Genomic DNA, 17,969 nt, shown 5'->3' on the forward strand with positions numbered 1-17,969 from the left:
TTGATCCCTGTACTTCTCTCTAAATTTTCCGGAAAAGCCGGTTAGGAGGCAGTTAACACTAAATATATAGGAATATCCCAGTCTAGGAATGGCTTTTATCCTGTACCAAAAGATAGATTTTGGTTGGGCTTGGCCATCTGGTTAAACAGCTAAGCTTCCCGTAGGGTTAAGGTGCTGACGCACGGCTGGCCTGCTGGTATCAGAGCCAACGAACTTGCCTACCCCAAGACTTAAAAGATCAGGATCTTTCGCAAGTTCTGGTTGCATAGAACCTGAAAAACTACCTTTTAAAATTTGATGCCTAGAATATGCCAACTGCCTTGAGAGGTTGTTGGCGGCATCAATGTTGGCTGTTAGTTTGTCTGTTCGGACGGGAAAGTTATTTGAATAGTTCCCGTTTTTGGAAGAGAAAAATTTGGCTTTTTGTGTTGGCAGATGAGGATCACCTTTAAATGTGTCAACACTTTACAAAAACTTTAAATTATAAAAAAATAACTTAAAAAATTGGGCAATGGGCTTGCAATACGCCACAGTGGAAGAAGGGGGTAGGGGCTGGTTCTTAAATGATATTTGTTGGTGGCCAGGATGTGGATGAACCCGCCCGTACTATCCGCGTAGAGAGTTTCAATAGGAGATGAAATTCATGGCGATTGCGACGATTAACCCAGCAAGCGGCGAAGTGCTGAAAACCTTTGAGGCGCTAACTGAGGCGGAGATTGAAGCAAAACTTGAAGCTGCACAGAAGGCGTTTTTAACTTACCGGCGCATTCCGATGACGCAGCGCGGTGAGTGGATGAAGGCGGCGGCAGATATTTTAGACCGGCGTAAACAAGAGTTTGCCAAAATAATGACGATTGAAATGGGCAAGCCATTAAAATCTGCTATTGCCGAGGTAGAAAAATGTGCGCTGGTGTGCAGATTTTATGCAGAAAAAGCAGAAAGTTTTCTAGCGGATGTGCCGGTGGAGTCGGATGCCGGTCGGAGTTTTGTCCGCTATCAACCGTTGGGGGCTATTTTAGCGGTGATGCCTTGGAATTTCCCATTTTGGCAGGTGTTTCGGTTTGCGGCACCGGCTTTGATGGCGGGAAATGTGGGTTTGCTCAAACACGCTTCTAATGTTCCCCAATGTGCTTTAGCCATTGACGAGATTTTTCAGGAAGCCGGTTTTCCAGAGGGAGTTTTTCAGACTTTGTTGGTGGGTTCAGATAAGGTCGCCGGTTTGATTGCTGATGATCGTGTGATGGCGGCTACTCTCACCGGCAGCGAACCGGCAGGCATGGCTTTGGCTTCGGCTGCGGGGAAATGTCTTAAGAAAACTGTCTTGGAATTAGGCGGAAGTGATCCATTTATTGTTTTGCCAAGTGCTGATCGGTCGGCGGCTGTTTCTGTTGCTGTGGCGGCAAGGCTGCTGAATGCTGGTCAATCTTGTATCGCTGCTAAACGTTTTATTGTTGCGAATGTAATTGCAGATGAATTTGAGCAAAGATTCGTAGAGAAATTTAAAGCTTTGCGGGTTGGTGATCCCTTGGATGATAAAACTGATATTGGGCCTTTGGCAACTGCCGATATTTTGAAGGATTTGGATAGTCAAGTGCAAAACTGTGTGGAAAAAGGGGCGAGGGTTTTGGTCGGAGGTCATGCTTTGTCTGACCGGCCTGGTAATTTTTATGCGCCTACGATTTTGACAGATTTTGCTCCTGGTTCTCCGGCTTATTCTGAGGAATTTTTCGGGCCGGTGGCGTTGCTATTTCGAGTAGCTGATATCGATGAGGCGATTGAATTAGCAAATAGTACATCGTTTGGTTTGGGTGCAAGTGCTTGGACAAATGATGCTCAAGAAGCGGAACGGTTTATGGAGGAGTTAGAGGCCGGTGCTGTTTTTATTAATGGCATGGTGAAATCTGATCCGCGTTTACCGTTTGGCGGAATTAAGCGGTCTGGCTATGGTCGGGAGTTGAGTGTGCAGGGAATTCACGAATTTGTCAATATCAAGACTGTTTGGGTCAAATAAAGGTTGTAAAGGTAGAAAAATGTAGGATGGTTTTTATTTTTAGGAACCATCCTAGTAATGAGTTTAATTTTTTGAAGAAACCAAGGAACAGGTAAAAAGAATATGAGTGAAATGAATACTGCTGAGTTGCTTGTACGCTGCCTTGAAAATGAGGGTGTGCGTTATGTTTTTGGGCTACCGGGAGAGGAAAATTTGCACGTTTTGGAGGCTTTGCGTAAGTCTTCGATTCAGTTTATTACGACTCGTCACGAACAGGGTGCGGCTTTTATGGCTGATGTTTATGGTCGTTTAACGGGTCAGGCTGGGGTCTGTTTGTCTACGCTTGGTCCTGGGGCGACTAATTTAATGACCGGCGTGGCGGATGCAAATTTGGATGGGGCTCCTTTGGTGGCTATTACCGGCCAGGTGGGGACAGATCGGATGCACATTGAATCTCATCAATATTTGGATTTAGTGGCAATGTTTGCGCCAGTTACTAAGTGGAATGCTCAAATTGTTCGCCCTAGTATTACGCCGGAATTGGTGCGTCGTGCTTTTAAGTTAGCACAATCAGAAAAACCGGGTGCTGTGCATATTGATGTGCCGGAAAATATTGCGGCGATGCCGGTGACAGGGCAACCACTCAGTAAAGGCGACTTATCCCCAACTTTTGCGTCTTTTCACAGTATTGAAAAGGCGGCGGAGATTATTTCGCAGGCGAAGAATCCTTTAATTTTGGTGGGAAATGGGGCGATTCGTGCGAATGCGAGTGAGGCTTTGACGGAGTTTGCTACAAAGATGAATATTCCTGTGGCAAATACGTTTATGGGTAAGGGGGTGATTCCTTATACTCATCCTTTGGCTCTTTGGGCGGTGGGTTTGCAGCAACGGGATCATATTAGTTGTGGGTTTGATAATACGGATGTGGTGATTGCAATTGGTTATGATTTAATTGAGTATTCCCCGAAAAAATGGAATCGGGAGGGGAAAACGCCGATTGTTCATATTAGTGCGATGCCGGCGGAGATTGATAGTAGTTATATTCCTGAAGTGGAAGTAGTAGGAGATATTTCAGATTCGCTTTATGAAATAATGAAACGGACGGATCGGACAGGGAAACCTGAGCCTTATGCGGTGGAATTGCGGGATAGTATTCGGGCTGATTATGAGCGTTATGCGAATGATTCAGAGTTTCCAATCAAACCGCAAAAATTGATTTATGATTTGCGGCAAGTGATGGGTGCTGATGATGTGGTGATTTGTGATGTCGGTGCTCATAAAATGTGGATGGCGCGGCATTATCACTGCGAAAGTCCAAATACTTGTATTATTTCTAATGGTTTTGCAGCGATGGGAATTGCAATTCCTGGGGCGATGGCTGCGAAGTTGGTTTACCCGGATAAGAATATTGTGGCGGTGACGGGTGATGGTGGTTTTATGATGAATTGCCAGGAGTTAGAAACCGCTTTGCGTGTGGGGACTCCGTTTGTCACGATTATTTTTAATGATGGTGGCTATGGGTTGATTGAGTGGAAACAACAGAATCAGTTAGGGCGTAGTGCTTTTACGCAATTTACGAATCCTGATTTTGTGAAGTTTGCCGAAAGTATGGGGTTGAAGGGATATCGGATTGAGTCTACGGCTGATTTTATTCCGATGTTGAAGGATGCGCTTACTCAGTCTGTGCCTTCGGTGATTGATTGTCGGGTTGATTATCGGGAAAATCTGCGTTTTACTCAAAAGGCCGGTGCTTTAAATTGTGCCATTTAGCTATGGTTAATGGGGCAGATTTTATGGTAAGTTAGGATGGTTAGATACCCGGTTTCTGTGAGAAGCCGGGTTTTTAGTTCAGAAGGACTAGAAACTTTTGTCAAGGATTTTTTTTGTTTATACTTATAGCCAATTACGCTTAAAAATTAGGAGATAAAATGAAAATTGCGACGTGGAATGTGAACTCAATTCGCAGCCGATTGGATCATGTTAAGGGGTGGTTGTTGAGTAATTCTGTGGATATTTTGTGTTTACAAGAAACTAAGGTTGTGGATGCTGATTTTCCCCGCTCAACTTTTGAGGAGTTGGGGTATGAGGTGTATGTTTATGGGCAAAAGTCTTACAATGGCGTGGCGTTTTTAAGCCGGCTGCCGGTGACTGATTTAAGTTTGGGTTTTGGTGGGGTTTTGGGTGCGGATGTGGGTGATTTTGATGAACAAAAACGGCTAATTGCCGGCACGGTTAATGGCGTAAGGATTGTCAATGTTTATGTGCCGAATGGTTCGGAGGTTGGCAGCGATAAATATGTTTATAAATTGAGTTGGTTAAAGTTGTTGCAAGAATATTTGAAAGTAGCTATTGACAAATTTGATAAATTGTGCATTTGCGGGGATTTTAATATTGCTTTGGAGGAGCGAGATATTCATAACCCGAAGGCGTATAAGGGCCAAGTGATGGCATCGGAGCCGGAAAGGCAGGCTTTGCGGGAGGTTTTAAGTTTGGGGTTGGCGGATACGTTTCGCAAATTTAGTGATGAGGGTGGGCAATATAGCTGGTGGGATTATCGCGGAGGTTCATTTGCGCGAAATCGCGGCTGGCGAATTGACCATTTATATGCAACTCCGCACCTTTATGAGCGAGCGGTTGGGTGTGTGATTGATGTTGCGCCGAGGAAGTTGGAAAAACCGAGCGACCATACGCCAGTGATTTTGGAGGTTTAAAATAAACCGCAGATGGACGCGGATAAACGCAGATAGATCATCCGCGTTAATCTGCGTTAATCTGCGGTTAAAAATCAAAAAGAGGCAAATTTATGTTTTTAGTCACCGGCGCCACTGGCGGTTTAGGCAGACGGATTGTACGGTTGTTGCGGGAACGGGGTCAGGAAGTGCGAGCCTTTGTGCGTCTCACGTCTCGCTATTCTGAGTTAGAAAATCGAGGGGCGGAAATTTTTATTGGGGATTTGACGCGAGAGCGAGATATGCAAAAAGCCTGTGAAGGAGTGCGATATATTATCAGCGCTCACGGTTCTAATGAGGTGAGTGGGGGAGCGCAGGCGCTTGAATATCGGGCAAATATTGATTTAATTGATTTTGGAAAGGCTCAGGGAGTTGAGCATTTTGTGTTTATTTCGGTGTTGGGTGCAGATCGGGGATATGAGGATGCGCCGGTGTTTAAGGCTAAGCGGGAGGTAGAGAAGTATTTAGAGAAAAGCGGGGTGAATTATACGATTTTGCGTCCTTCTGGTTTGGCTTCTAATTTGTTAGTTTTGGCGGAAAGATTTCGGCAAACCGGCATTTATTTGAGTGTGGGTGATTTGCGTAATAGATCGTCGGTTGTGAGTACGGATGATTTGGCAAAAATTGCGGTTGATTCGGTGTTTGTGGAGGGGGCAAAAAATCAAGTTTTTGCGGTTGGGGGGCCGCAAATTTTGTCGCGTGATGAGATTCCGCAGATTTTTGGGAAGATTTTTAACAGGGAGCCGGTGATTGTTAATCCGCCGCTTTTGGTGTTGGATGGTGTGCGTGCGGGTTTGGGTTTGTTGAATCCAAAATTGCAAAAGTCTCTGGGTACTTTTCGGACTTTGTTGGGGAATGAGTTTTTTTGTACGCCTGAAGAAATTGCGCGGTTGGAGGCTGTTTTTGATATGAAGATGGAGAGTTTGGAGGCTTTTGTGCGCCGGTATTTGGGGGTTTGAGTTATGCGCTCTGGGTTCAAACCCAGAGCTACATGAATAAAGCCCCTATCGGGGCTAGGGAGCGTTTTATGGGGTTGGTTAATTGTTTTGGATTATCACACAAGGGCTGGGATTTGTTGATTTGGGGGTAAGATGCCGGCACTTTCCCAAAATACCTATCATAAAAATAGTTCGGCAATTCCACCGGCCCCCCTTTTCATACAATCAGCAAAACACAGAGTAGGTTGGGTTAAAGATCAACCCAACCAAACAAACCCCACACCTACCCCACCCAAAAACCCCAAGCCAAACCGAACAAAATAGCCACAAAAGCCCCAATCAAAGTATTAATAAAATTAACCACCTCATTCGTCAACCAAACAAACTTAGATTGCAAAGTTGCGCCAATCACACTTTCCAAATTCGTCGCCACAAAAGCCGCAATCACACACCATAAAACCCCCAACAAATCAATCATCCCAACCCCCCAACCAACCAAAGCAATCACAACAGAAGCCAAAACTCCCGCCAAAGTACCCTCCAAACTCACAGCCCCCTCCGTACCCCGTTCCACCGGCTGCAAAGTCGTAATCAAAAACGTCCGCTTTCCATATACTTTACCTATCTCACTTGCACTCGTATCCGATAACTTAGTGCTAAAACTCGCCACATACCCCAACAACAACAAAGGCACCCAAAACCCCCCACCCCAATAACCCGCCGCCAACACCCCCAAAGCACACAAAGTCCCCGTTAACGCCGAGCCCCACACATTCTCAGGCCCGCGTGCCCCCGACCGCTTCTCCGCTATCCCCAGCGCCTCTTTCTGCTTCATTCCCACCCGCGTCACCGCCGAACCCACCAAAAAATAAAACATCACCACCCCATACCCACGCCACCCCAAACATCCCCAAACCAACACCCCCAAAACCCAAGCGTGTAACAACCCTGCCGGTGTCAGCAACTTTTTCGGCACCAAATACGCAACAATCAACAAAACCGTATTCAAACCAACAGCAACCAACCAAGGATTCAACCCATAAACTAGAGATAACATCGCATTCACCAAAAACTACAAATTCATTATGAACCAAGTTTTATTTCATCTTGCCTTCCCCGTCGCAAATATTGCCCAAACCAAACAATTTTACGTCGAAGGATTAGGCTGTCAAATTGGCCGCGAGTCCCCTAGTTCCGTCATTCTTAACCTTTACGGACATCAAATTGTTGCCCACCTCACCCACGAACCCCTCACCCCCCAACGCACAATTTATCCCCGCCATTTCGGCCTAATTTTCACTTCGGAGTCTGACTGGGAAACCTTACTAAAACGCGCCCAACAAAAACAACTTACCTTTAGAGAAGAACCGAAACGCCGGTTCACCGGCCAACCCACCGAACACCGCACATTTTTCTTAGAAGACCCCTTTTATAACGTCCTAGAATTCAAATATTATTGCCACTACGAAGCCATTTTTGGAGCCAAAGAATTTGCCCAAGTTGGAGATGCTGTCTAGTTTTTATCCCAATCAAAAACCCGGCTTCTTTCAGAAGAAACCGGGCTTTTAAAAAACTTCAATCGTCTCTTAACTGCGTTTTGCAGCCAGTGCAGCTTTTGACGCAGATTCCCCAAACATTCGTAGCTGCTTGTGCAACTGCCAACTCAACACCCCAAACACTACAAACTCAAACCCAAGCAACCCAAAAACCTGATTTAAATCAACATATTTCAGCGCCTCCCAAGGCCACATCGTTAACAACCAGAAACCGCCATTATTAGTGCCGGCATAAATTGAAAGAATGCCCAAAGCAAACGGCGGAACACACAAAAGACTACCCACAGAACCAGCCGCCCAAAAAGCCCGTTTGGGAGTCTTCATCAACAGAGTTAATTGCACCAAACGAGCACAAATTAACACTAAACTCATCAACAACATTAGACCAGCAAAAGCCGTTTCCTTAGCCTCAAAAGGCGCACTCCAAAGCAAAATCCAAGCCATCATCGGCGCAGTAGCAATCACACAATTAACCACCATCGCCACCACAGTCGGACTTTTTTCGCCCCAAACTAAATCCTGCCAAACAGAAACTCGAACCCCACTTTCCTTGCGTTTTGCCAAATGTTTATAACGCGCCCATTCCAGCAAAACTTGTCGATTGGGAGACAACGCAGCCATCAAAATCAACAACAAGAAAAACGTTAACATTAACCCTGATTGCAGATTTATAAGATACTGCGAAGAATAACTTGGGTTCGGACTTTGCACCGCAAAACCCAACAATTCCACCGCAAAACACGCCGTTATTAAATAACTTTGGCGTTTGCTTAACATCGTCGCTTCATCCGAATCAAAACGCCGGTTCAAAGCTTGGGAAATCCAATAAGTCCACAACCCATAATGACACAGCACAAAAAGCACTACACCAAACCCCGCAGCCCCCAACGGTAAATAAAACCACTCCCAAGAATTAATCATCCCGTGACGAAACGGCAGATCATAATACTCCTTGCCGGTCCAATTTATCAAATAAGGAAGCAAAACTGACGGAGAAAACAAATTCAAGAAATCAAAAGGACTTTTCAAAATTTGTTTGTAATTAACCATCATCAGAAACAAGAAAATCATCCCACTTCCTAACCAAGGTTGGAAACCAGCCAACCAAGAAGTCATGGAACCAAAGAGCAACGCCCCACTATAGAAAAACGCACAACTACCTACCACAACCAGGTAATAGCTGAGAATTTCATGGTTAGGAATTCCCGCAGAAAACCCCGCATACAAATGAAAAGGCAAAGCCACCAACGCCGCCACATAAAGTAACAACGGAACACCCAAAATTTTCCCTAGAAAAATCTTGTTACCAGACTGAGGGCTCAAGCGGATAAAATTAAGCGTTCCCCGCCGTTCTTCATTCGCTAAATCACTAATGAGCATATAGGTTCCTACCGTTAATAAAACAACGAAACCACACACACTCAACGCTACAAAAATCTGTGGCCAGTGATTTTCCCACCAAAGTTGTAAATTGATCCCATCAGCAGGACAGTTTTGATTTAACAATTTTCCCAGTTGGGATATTTTTTGATCCAAGAGTTTTATTTTCTCAGCCTTGGAAGTCCCTTCCGCAAACTGCATATAAAACTGAGTATTTGGAGGACTATAACCAGATGAATGTCGAAGGTTACTGACTTGGTTTTGCAATTGATATTGTTGCTGTTGATAAGGTAAATAACTATCCCTCAGCCGGCAATAGTCACCCATAATATTGTAGGGGTGAATCGGAATTTGCCGCAAAAAAGAATACAACACCAACAATTGACCACAAATCGAAGCCAACGCGGCAATAAAAATATTTCGACCTTTTAACCGGCCTTTTAATTCTCGCAATAACTGCGGATTCCAATTTCCCAACTTATCCAGCAAATTTTTCATGGTTGGTGAGTCCTTTATTTTTTAGAAACGATTCTTGACTCTAGTCTTTTTACCAATGACAAATGACCCTTAAGACGCTTGTTTGTGTCCCAATTTCAAAAAAATCGATTCCAAATCTTCTCTAGTGCAATGGAATTCAGATAAACGAATCCCCGACAACACCAAAGAACGCAACAAATCAGCACTTTCTTCGGGCGTTCCTGAAAAATGCACTCGTAAATTTTCCGTCCCCGTAACTCTTTCCCAATCTTCCACTTTAGGATAATTTTTTAGCTCAGATTCTAAAGCTTCTAAACTTCCCAAAGTTGACATCATAATCTCTTGCCGGCTCAACCGTTTATAGAGTTCTTCGAGTCTAGCACTTTCTACCAAATAACTCAACTCCATAATACCAACCGACGTACAAAGCTCCGCCAAATCGCTTAAAACGTGCGAAGAAATTAAAATCGTCATTCCCGCTTCCCGCAACGTTTTAATAATTTCACGAAACTGCATTCTAGCAATCGGATCTAACCCAGAAACCGGCTCATCCAACAACAACACAATCGGCTCGTGAATAATCGTCCTAGCCAGACTCAGCCTTTGTTTCATCCCCCGCGACAGAGTAGAAATTTGACTGTGACGTTTATTAGTTAATTGCACCAACTCCAACACCTCACAAAGCCGGCGAGTGCGGTGAGGTTCCCGCAAAAAATACAACCGAGCAAAATAATCCAAATAATCCCAAACGACCAAATCATCATACATCGGAAAATCATCAGGCAAATAGCCAATCCGCTGTTTAAGTTTGGGATTACTATTATCTCTGAACAACCGTTCACCATTGATATAAATTTCGCCGGTAGTCGGTTCTTCTGCGGTAGCTAACATTCGGATTAAAGTGGTTTTACCCGCACCATTGGGGCCAATTAATCCGTAAACTTCGCCACATTCTATCTGAAGATCAACATCATTGACTGCAATGTGCCGGTCAAATTGTTTCGTCAATCCGCGAGTATCTACTGCAAGTTGTTTTGACATAGCTGCGGGAGTGAGAGAGTTGATAAGGCCGGTTTTTCCATAGCCTAGCCTACCCCTACAGCCCGTGTCAGTAAATTTTCGGAAATCAGGATATAAAGTTTTGTAAAGATGAGCCAGATTGCCTTCTCCAGACCAAGAAAAGATATAAGTCTTGGCTAAAAGAGGAGCTTACTCATCAAAAAAAATACTTTTTACCGGCATAGCTTTTTATCACCCAATCTCTCATCAAGCCATCCCAGCTAAATATTAAATAAAATCCGCCTACCTAAACCAAAATTCCTCAACCATGAACACACTTACCCCACTTACTATATTTAACAAGCTTCTTCACCCAACCCGGATAAAAATCCCACTTCCGAAATACACATATTGTAACCTCCATAATTTCCCGAATTCCATAAATCTATGGTTAAATAAAATTGTTCTTAAAAAACTAACATCCCCTAGCAACTGCTACAAGTAAACAAGCAAAACCATGTTAATGTTGCTGTTCCATATTGGCAAAGATTTATATGCCATCGACAGTAAAAGTGTTGTCGAAGTCATCCCCCGCGTTCCCCTCAGAAAAATCCATCATGTCCCCGAATATGTAGCCGGTTTATTTAATTATCGCGGAGCAATCGTACCCGTCATCGATCTTTGCCATTTAATACGAGAAAACCCAAGCAAATTTAGTCTTAGTACCCGAATTATCATGGTTAGCTACCCACTCAAGAATAACACCCTGCAATACCTGGGCTTAATAGCCGAACGCATAACAGAAACCTTAAACGTCTCGAAACCTAACTTTGTAGACTCCGGTATTCGAGTCAGCGAAGCCCCATATTTAGGTAGGATGATGATGAATGAAAAGGGTATAATTCAGTGCATAGAACTTGAGCAATTATTTGCCGATGCACAACATACCTATCTGCTCACCGCAGGAGAAGGCTATGCAGGAAACATTGAATCTAATTGAAAGCTTATTACAACAAAAAACCGGCTTAGAACCCAAAATTATTGGCCCTCGAAAAATTGGTAAAGCCGTTGAAAACCGTCTAGCTCTTTGTGACGGACTCGACATAAACACCTACCTCAAACTTTTACGAACCTCCGCCCAAGAATTTGCCGAATTAGTTGAACTGCTCATTGTCCCCGAAACCTGGTTTTTTCGAGAACGCCAAGCTTTTGACTTTATCAGTCACTACCTACGTTCACAGTGGCTTCCTCAAAGCAATCAAACCCCACTTAGACTGTTAAGTGTACCTTGTTCTTCCGGCGAAGAACCTTACTCCCTAGCTATGCAACTTCTCGACATGGGATTAGTTCCTGCTCAGTTTCAAATCGATGCGATTGATATTAGCCAACAGTCTTTAGAAAAAGCCAAAAAAGGCATATACACCCGCAATTCATTTCGCGGAAATAACCTAGAGTTTCAAAGCCGATATTTTACCGAAATTAACCAGGAATATCACTTAAAACCAAACATCCGAGGACTTGTCAATTTCACTCAAAAAAATATATTAGGCCAGGGCTTTTGGAAAAATCCAAATTCTTACGATATTATTTTTTGCCGCAACCTTTTAATTTATTTTGACACAGCAGCTAGAACCCAGGCAATAAAAACATTGCAGAGTTTATTAAAAAATAAAGGCTTGTTATTTGTGGCCGCCTCAGAAACCAGCCTAATAGCGGAATTAGGCTTTGAGTTAATACGTTCACCCTTCGGGTTAGCAGGGCAAAAAAAAGGCGGCTTAGAAACCTTAAAACTCGCCCCACCGGCCCAAATCACCCTCAATAATAACCCACTAGACTTAAAAGACAAAAAGCAGATTCATCCAGAAAAAACCCAACCAAATAATAGGCCGGTTCAAACCATCCCCCCACAACCCCCTAGACACTCAGAACAAAGCTTTGGTAAAGTTGAAAAAGAATATAACAGCTTAACCAGCCCAAATCCAGAACAAAAAGAAAAAAATCAGCAAAAACTCAACCTTAAAACCATTCGAGACTTAGCCGATCAAGGCTTCTTAAACGAAGCAGCAGCCCAATGCCAAAACTATCTGAATCAGCATTCAACCAGCGCAGAAGCCTATGTACTCCTAGGTCAAATCTATCATGCTCAAAACCTAGAAATTCAAGCAGAGCAACACTTCCAAAAAGCCCTTTACCTAAACCCCAAAAACTCAGAAGCTATCCTACATTTGGCATTACTCAAAGAACAGCGGGGAGAAATATCAAAAGCTACCCTTTTGCGCCAACGCCTGCAACGGATACAAACCTTATAACCCTTACTAAAAAGCTCAAAATCCTAGGAAAAAATTGGAAAACGTATGCTAAAAAATACCACTTTACAAACGCGACTAACCAGCGCCTTTTTGTTCATAGGTTTAATTGTCTTAATTGTCGGAATTATAGGCTTGAGCGCCTCAAACCGGCTCAGTGGACACATCACCACCTTGTCAGAAAACACCTTGCCCAGCGCCATCAACTTGTGGAAAGTCAACGAAGGACAAACCAGAGTTTTTGGCTCCGAAAAAGTGCTAATGGCAGACATATTAACCTACGAGCAAAGACAAACAGAATTAGCCAATATTAAAAAAGCCTTAGAAGACATCAAAGAAGGATTTGATACCTATGATAAGCTGCCCCGAGATCCCGAAGAAGACAAAATCTACAAACAAGTGCTGAGGGAATGGGATAAATGGACAACCGCCAGCGACGAGTACCTACAAATTCACGATAATTTTCTCAAATTAGGGGTAAATAACCCGAAAAGACTGCAAATTGAATTATTGCAACAAGGCAGAACAAACTCACCAGAATTTACAGCCGCCACCGCTGCCGTTAAATTATTAAGTGATTTGAATGCTCAATTAGTGACAACACTAGAGCCAACCTTCAATACAGCAACAGACGCACTGCTCGAAAATATTAACTACCAAGCCAACCTAGCATCACAATACGAAAAAGCCGCCAGCAGCGACATCAGCCAAAGCAGCTTTTGGATAATCATTGGCTTATTAATCGGCCCCTTAACCGCTGTCTTATTTGGAATTTTCTTCAGTAAACCAATTGTCCGCAAAGTTTTAGAATTAGTAGATGTCGGCAACAAACTCTCCAGCAGTAATGCAAAATCCCAACACCTACAAACCGTAGAAAAACAAGACGAAATAGGCAAATTGCAAACAGTTTTTTACAACATAGCCGACAAAATCGCAGAACTGGGTACAGTTGCAGAAAAAATATCCAGTGGCGATTTAACCGCACAAATTCAACCAACAGACAGAAAAGACGAAATAGGCAAATTGCAAACCGCCTTTTACACAATGAACAAAAACCTAAATGCCCTAATTCGCCGCATTCAACAATCAGGAGTACAAATAACCACCTCAGCCACACAAATAGCCGCCTCTGGCAAACAACTCGAAGCCACAGCCACAGAACAACTAGCCTCCACCAACGAAGTGACAGCAACCGCCGCAGAAATCGCCAACACCTCCAAAAAATTAGTCAAAATGATCGAGCAAGTCGGTGTTATGACAAACAACACGGCGACAGCCGCATCTAACAGCCGAGACGAACTTGGAGAAATGGAAAACATCATGCGACAACTCACCGAAGCCACCAACTCCATCACCTCCAAACTCGGAGTAATGAATAAAAAAGCCAGCAACATTAACAACGTTGTTGTCACCATTACCAAAGTCGCCGATCAAACCAGCATCCTCTCACTCAACGCCGCCATCGAAGCAGAAAAAGCAGGAGAATATGGGGCCGGTTTTGCCGTTGTCGCCAGAGAAATTCGCCGACTTGCCAACCAAACCGCCGTCGCCACCTTAGAAATTGAACAAATCGTCAAAGATATGCAATCCGCCGTATCCGTAGGCGTCATGGAAATGGATAAATTCAACAAATCCGTCACCGATAGTGTTAGTCTCGTTAGCAAAATTAGTCAACAAATGGGCAAAGTAATCAATCAAGTCCAAAGCTTACCTCCACAATTTGAACAAGTCAATCACAATATGGAACAGCAATCAATTGCCGCAGAACAAATCAGCGAAGCAATGGAACAACTAACCGACGCTTCCCAGCAAACCGTTGACGCCTTGCGAGAAACCAATAGTGCCTTAGAACAATTAGACGATGCCGCCCGATCCTTACGCCAAGAAATCTCCCAATTTAAAGTCCAAAATTAACCGCCTCCCAGGCTCAAAACAATGCTATTAAATGATGGAAAAAATTACCTAGACGAAACTCCTACTTTTAATGATTGTTGGAATCAAATAGGAGTAATGGGAGACCGATCTTGCACCCAATTAAAAACAGTCATTCATTGCCATGAATGCCCCGTTTATGCCGCCGTTGGAGATAGTTTACTAGAAAGAGAACCCATCCCCGATTATCTCCAAGAATGGATTAGCATTCTCGAAGAAACCCCCCAGACGCAAAACAAACGCGAGAGCAACGAAGCCATCATCCGCACAGCCGAAGCTGTTTCTATCATCATCTTTCGACTAGGCACTGAAAGACTCGGACTCCCGGTGCGAATGCTACAAGAAGTCACCCATCCTTGCGTCATTCAACCCCTACCTCACCGCAGCAACAACTTATTTTTAGGATTAGTCAATATTCGCGGCGAAACATTACTCTGCGCTTCCCTCCACTACCTTTTAAACATCGAGACGGTTGACGAAACCTCCCCCACCCTTCAGGCGAAACACCGCGCCCACAATGCCATCAATAAAAAACGAATGCTTGTTGCAGGACAATCACAAGATAAATGGGTTTTTCCCGTTGATCAAGTACACGGAATATTTCGCTTTCACCCCAACGAATTACAACAAGCACCCGTTGTGATTACCAAAGCTACCGAAGGCTATACCAAAGGAATAATTTATTGGGAAGGCGACCAAGTTAATTACCTCGACTCTGACCTGTTATTTTACACCCTAAATCACAAAATTTTATAACAGAAAACATGAGCGATTACACCATTGCAGAATTGTTTCGCAAAGAAACAGAAACGCAAATAACCACCCTCAAACAATGCCTCAGCCTCTTAAAAACACAGCCCTCCGACCACACAGAACTCGAACGCTCAATCAAGGCAACCCATGACCTCTGGGGCATGACCCAAATTATAGAAAAGTCAACAGCAGCCAACTTAGCAAAACTAATGAAAGACTGCTTTATCGGCCTCCAAAAACAAACCTGCGCCCTAGGCGACGAGCAAATAGAGGTCTTGCTGCACGCCTGCGATTTGCTTTTGAGCATGAGCCAAACACCCGAAGAAGAATTAGAACGCTGGATGTCTGAGCATTCCTGGGATCTGACAACCACCCAAAAAAGCATTTCTATTTTTCTAGGTTCCCGCAGCGCATCAACCCCCCCACCGGCCCCTGCATCTTCAAAAGAGCCGGTGGAAACAACCAACCAGCCAGCACAACCGGCCCTCGCAGAAACAAACCCAACCCCCATAACCACCCCAGCTACAGACGTTCTGCCAGAACGTCTCTACCAGCCCATCGTCACTGACAGTTCAATGATGGAGTTGTTTCGCTTAGAACTCGAAGCCCAAGCCAGCGTCCTCAATAACGGACTATTAGCCCTCGAAAGCCAACCGCAATCGGGCCAAGACCTAGAAGCCTTAATGAGAGCGGCTCACTCCATCAAAGGAGCAGCCCGCATCGTCTGCCTCGAAAGTGCAGTCAACCTAGCTCACGTCATGGAAGACTGCTTTGTAGCCGCTCAAAACAAAGCCATCACCCTTAATGCCGATAACGTGGATGTGCTGTTGCAAGCAGTAGATTTACTCAGCAATATCTGCCAAGTGGGCGACAACGAACTACCAAGCTGGGTACAAGCACAAGCCCCAAATTTTGAAAACATCACAGCCGAGATCAGCGCAATTTTGCACCCCGGCGCTGTGGTTCCACAGACAACCAAAACAACAGCCCTTACCCCGACAATTTCTGCTGAAACCGGCCCCCAAAGTTCCGAAATCGCCGTTTTCAGCACTCAATCTTCATCCCCCGCACCCCCAACCCTAGCTCAGAATCGCCCCTCAGCGCCCACACAGGCCACCTCGACAGACACCGGCCAAGATCGAGTCGTGCGCGTCAGTGCCGAAAACTTAAACCGGATCATGGGTTTGGCCGGTGAATCCCTCATCGAAGCCAACTGGCTACAACCGTTCGCTGATTCGATGACCTCCCTCAAATCGCGTTTAGGCGACCTTGGACGCACCCTAGAACAATTCCAAGAATCCCTCAACCGCAAGATATCCCCCCAAGAAAGCAAAGAATACCTCGAACAAGCACGGCAATATGAGCAAGAATGCGTCCAACTTCTCGGAGAGCGCCTAGATGAACTTGAACTATATGCCCGTCGGACAGCCAATTTATCTGACCGGCTCTACCGAGAAGTCATCACCTCCAACATGAGACCCTTTGCCGATGGCATCCAAGGTTTCCCCCGCATGATCCGCGATTTAGCACGCAAACTCAACAAACAAGTAAAATTAGAAATTCTCGGCAAGTCCACGCCGGTAGACCGCGACATTCTCAAAAAACTCGAAGCCCCCCTCACCCACATTCTCCGTAACGCCGTTGATCATGGCCTGGAAATGCCCGATGAGCGAATTAACTGCGGCAAAATGCCCGAAGGCACAATTCGTCTGGAAGCCTTTCACAGAGGCGGAATGTTAGCCATTACTATTGCCGACGACGGGCGAGGAATGAACCTTGAACAGTTGCGCCAAAAAATCATCACCAAAAATTTAGCAAGTGCCGAAATGGCTGCTCAACTCAGCGATGCAGAGCTAATGGAGTTTATCTTTTTACCTGGATTTTCCACAGCCAAACAAGTCACAGAAATCTCTGGCCGGGGAGTCGGTCTTGATATTGCAAAAAGTATGGCGGCTGAAGTAGGAGGAACAGTGCGAGCAATTTCTGCCCCCGGCAAAGGCATGAGTTTTTACTTCCAATTGCCGCTCACTTTGTCGGTTGTTCGCACACTTTTAGTGCAAATTTCTGGCAACCCTTATGCAGTTCCCCTGGCTCGCCTTGACCAAATTGTAACCCTAGCAAAAGAAGAAATTTTTGATGTAGAAAACCGGCAATACTTCACAATGAATGAGCAAAATATTGGCTTGATTGCCGCCCATCAAGTTTTAGAATTGCCGGCCCCGCCTCCCCAGCAACGGTCAGTTTCAGTGGTAGTAATTAGTGAGGCGTCTAGTACCTACGGGTTAATTGTTGATAAATTTCTCGGCGAACGTGATTTAGTCGTCAGACCGCTCGATCCCCGCTTAGGCAAAGTTCCTGATATCAGCGCGGCTGCTTTATTAGCGGATGGAACGCCGGTTTTAATTCTGGATGTGCCTGATATGGTGCGCTCAATGGATGCCATTCTTAAAGGAGGCCGGCTGGCAAAAGTTAACATTCAAAGTGAGGCAGAAATTGCCGAGAAACGCAAGAAAATTTTGGTAGTAGATGATTCCATTACTGTCAGAGAAATGCAGCGTAAATTATTAGAAAATAAAGGCTATAGTGTTGAATTGGCAGTTAATGGAGTAGAAGGCTGGAATGCTGTAAGAACAAAAACCTACGATTTGGTAGTCAGTGATATTGATATGCCGCGTATGAATGGAATTGAACTGGTGCGCTGCATCAAAACTCATCCTCGATTGAATTCTTTGCCGGTGATTATTGTTTCCTATCGTGACCGAGAAGAAGACCGGCTCCAGGGTTTAGAAGCGGGAGCAGATTATTATTTAACAAAAAGTAGTTTTCAGGATGACACTTTGATTGAAGCTGTTTTTGATTTAATAGGCTGTTAATTTAAACGCTAAAATCCAAGTTTGAAATTATCCTTT

At 44.5% G+C, this 17,969-nt stretch carries 13 protein-coding genes; 10 read left to right on the forward strand and 3 right to left on the reverse strand.

What is annotated here, in order from left to right:
- The first annotated feature begins 643 nt into the window (after nt 1–643).
- The 4 genes from NG798_RS09535 to NG798_RS09550 all read left to right on the forward strand — a co-directional run bounded on the left by NG798_RS09535 (nt 644) and on the right by NG798_RS09550 (nt 5,678).
- Nucleotides 644–2,011, forward strand: a complete 1,368-nt coding sequence (locus NG798_RS09535) for an NAD-dependent succinate-semialdehyde dehydrogenase (protein WP_261222247.1) — start codon at nt 644–646, stop codon at nt 2,009–2,011.
- A 111-nt stretch (nt 2,012–2,122) separates the two neighbouring features.
- Complete coding sequence (locus tag NG798_RS09540; protein WP_317619583.1) at nt 2,123–3,760, forward strand: acetolactate synthase large subunit; 1,638 nt, start codon at nt 2,123–2,125, stop codon at nt 3,758–3,760.
- 158 nt (nt 3,761–3,918) lie between these two features.
- On the forward strand, nt 3,919–4,701 hold the full coding sequence (gene xth, locus NG798_RS09545) for an exodeoxyribonuclease III (RefSeq protein WP_261222250.1): 783 nt from the start codon (nt 3,919–3,921) through the stop codon (nt 4,699–4,701).
- A 92-nt stretch (nt 4,702–4,793) separates the two neighbouring features.
- The gene (locus NG798_RS09550; protein ID WP_261222252.1) at nt 4,794–5,678 is read left to right on the forward strand and encodes an SDR family oxidoreductase; all 885 of its coding nucleotides are present in this window, start codon (nt 4,794–4,796) and stop codon (nt 5,676–5,678) included.
- A 262-nt stretch (nt 5,679–5,940) separates the two neighbouring features.
- On the opposite strand, the gene NG798_RS09555 is transcribed toward NG798_RS09550, so the two are convergent.
- Nucleotides 5,941–6,714 (reverse strand): TIGR00297 family protein, encoded by a 774-nt coding sequence (locus NG798_RS09555; RefSeq protein ID WP_261222253.1) that lies wholly within the window; start codon nt 6,712–6,714, stop codon nt 5,941–5,943.
- Nucleotides 6,715–6,742: 28 nt separating this feature from the next.
- Here NG798_RS09555 and NG798_RS09560 point away from each other — a divergent pair, with 28 nt between their 5' ends.
- Nucleotides 6,743–7,174, forward strand: coding sequence for a VOC family protein (locus tag NG798_RS09560; RefSeq protein WP_261222255.1), 432 nt, complete (start codon nt 6,743–6,745; stop codon nt 7,172–7,174).
- A gap of 69 nt (nt 7,175–7,243) precedes the next feature.
- Here NG798_RS09560 and NG798_RS09565 read toward each other — a convergent pair whose 3' ends face one another.
- Together NG798_RS09565 and NG798_RS09570 are read right to left on the reverse strand one after the other, a co-directional pair.
- A complete protein-coding gene (locus tag NG798_RS09565; protein WP_261222256.1) occupies nt 7,244–9,091 on the reverse strand; it encodes an ABC transporter permease in 1,848 nt (615 codons plus the stop codon).
- Nucleotides 9,092–9,160: 69 nt separating this feature from the next.
- Nucleotides 9,161–10,111, reverse strand: a complete 951-nt coding sequence (locus tag NG798_RS09570; protein ID WP_261222259.1) for an ABC transporter ATP-binding protein — start codon at nt 10,109–10,111, stop codon at nt 9,161–9,163.
- Between the two features lie 475 nt (nt 10,112–10,586).
- On the opposite strand from NG798_RS09570, the gene NG798_RS09575 reads away from it, so the two are divergent.
- Genes NG798_RS09575 through NG798_RS09595 form a run of 5 tightly spaced genes read left to right on the forward strand, consistent with a single transcriptional unit; the run spans nt 10,587 to nt 17,933 of the window.
- The gene (locus NG798_RS09575) at nt 10,587–11,069 is read left to right on the forward strand and encodes a chemotaxis protein CheW (RefSeq protein ID WP_317619573.1); all 483 of its coding nucleotides are present in this window, start codon (nt 10,587–10,589) and stop codon (nt 11,067–11,069) included.
- Complete coding sequence (locus tag NG798_RS09580; protein WP_261222260.1) at nt 11,044–12,378, forward strand: protein-glutamate O-methyltransferase CheR; 1,335 nt, start codon at nt 11,044–11,046, stop codon at nt 12,376–12,378. The genes NG798_RS09575 and NG798_RS09580 overlap by 26 nt, the downstream gene beginning before the upstream one ends.
- Nucleotides 12,379–12,423: 45 nt before the next feature.
- Nucleotides 12,424–14,289 (forward strand): methyl-accepting chemotaxis protein, encoded by a 1,866-nt coding sequence (locus tag NG798_RS09585; RefSeq protein WP_261222262.1) that lies wholly within the window; start codon nt 12,424–12,426, stop codon nt 14,287–14,289.
- Between the two features lie 21 nt (nt 14,290–14,310).
- Nucleotides 14,311–15,063 carry a chemotaxis protein CheW gene (locus tag NG798_RS09590; protein ID WP_261222263.1) on the forward strand — a complete coding sequence of 251 codons (753 nt, stop codon included), beginning with the start codon at nt 14,311–14,313 and terminating at the stop codon, nt 15,061–15,063.
- Nucleotides 15,064–15,071: 8 nt separating this feature from the next.
- A complete protein-coding gene (locus tag NG798_RS09595) occupies nt 15,072–17,933 on the forward strand; it encodes a hybrid sensor histidine kinase/response regulator (protein WP_261222265.1) in 2,862 nt (953 codons plus the stop codon).
- Nucleotides 17,934–17,969: the final 36 nt, after the last annotated feature.

The organism is Ancylothrix sp. D3o (assembly GCF_025370775.1).
GTDB lineage: Bacteria > Cyanobacteriota > Cyanobacteriia > Cyanobacteriales > Oscillatoriaceae > Ancylothrix.

What these genes read in the sequence shown, in the direction of transcription:
- NG798_RS09565 (WP_261222256.1), bottom strand. Translation starts at nt 9,091, where the DNA reads ATGAAAAATTTGCTGGATAAGTTGGGAAATTGGAATCCGCAGTTATTG.
- NG798_RS09560 (WP_261222255.1), top strand. Translation starts at nt 6,743, where the DNA reads ATGAACCAAGTTTTATTTCATCTTGCCTTCCCCGTCGCAAATATTGCC.
- NG798_RS09535 (WP_261222247.1), top strand. Translation starts at nt 644, where the DNA reads ATGGCGATTGCGACGATTAACCCAGCAAGCGGCGAAGTGCTGAAAACC.
- NG798_RS09590 (WP_261222263.1), top strand. Translation starts at nt 14,311, where the DNA reads ATGCTATTAAATGATGGAAAAAATTACCTAGACGAAACTCCTACTTTT.
- NG798_RS09550 (WP_261222252.1), top strand. Translation starts at nt 4,794, where the DNA reads ATGTTTTTAGTCACCGGCGCCACTGGCGGTTTAGGCAGACGGATTGTA.
- NG798_RS09555 (WP_261222253.1), bottom strand. Translation starts at nt 6,714, where the DNA reads ATGTTATCTCTAGTTTATGGGTTGAATCCTTGGTTGGTTGCTGTTGGT.
- NG798_RS09585 (WP_261222262.1), top strand. Translation starts at nt 12,424, where the DNA reads ATGCTAAAAAATACCACTTTACAAACGCGACTAACCAGCGCCTTTTTG.
- NG798_RS09575 (WP_317619573.1), top strand. Translation starts at nt 10,587, where the DNA reads ATGTTAATGTTGCTGTTCCATATTGGCAAAGATTTATATGCCATCGAC.
- NG798_RS09580 (WP_261222260.1), top strand. Translation starts at nt 11,044, where the DNA reads ATGCAGGAAACATTGAATCTAATTGAAAGCTTATTACAACAAAAAACC.
- NG798_RS09595 (WP_261222265.1), top strand. Translation starts at nt 15,072, where the DNA reads ATGAGCGATTACACCATTGCAGAATTGTTTCGCAAAGAAACAGAAACG.
- NG798_RS09570 (WP_261222259.1), bottom strand. Translation starts at nt 10,111, where the DNA reads ATGTCAAAACAACTTGCAGTAGATACTCGCGGATTGACGAAACAATTT.
- xth (WP_261222250.1), top strand. Translation starts at nt 3,919, where the DNA reads ATGAAAATTGCGACGTGGAATGTGAACTCAATTCGCAGCCGATTGGAT.
- NG798_RS09540 (WP_317619583.1), top strand. Translation starts at nt 2,123, where the DNA reads ATGAATACTGCTGAGTTGCTTGTACGCTGCCTTGAAAATGAGGGTGTG.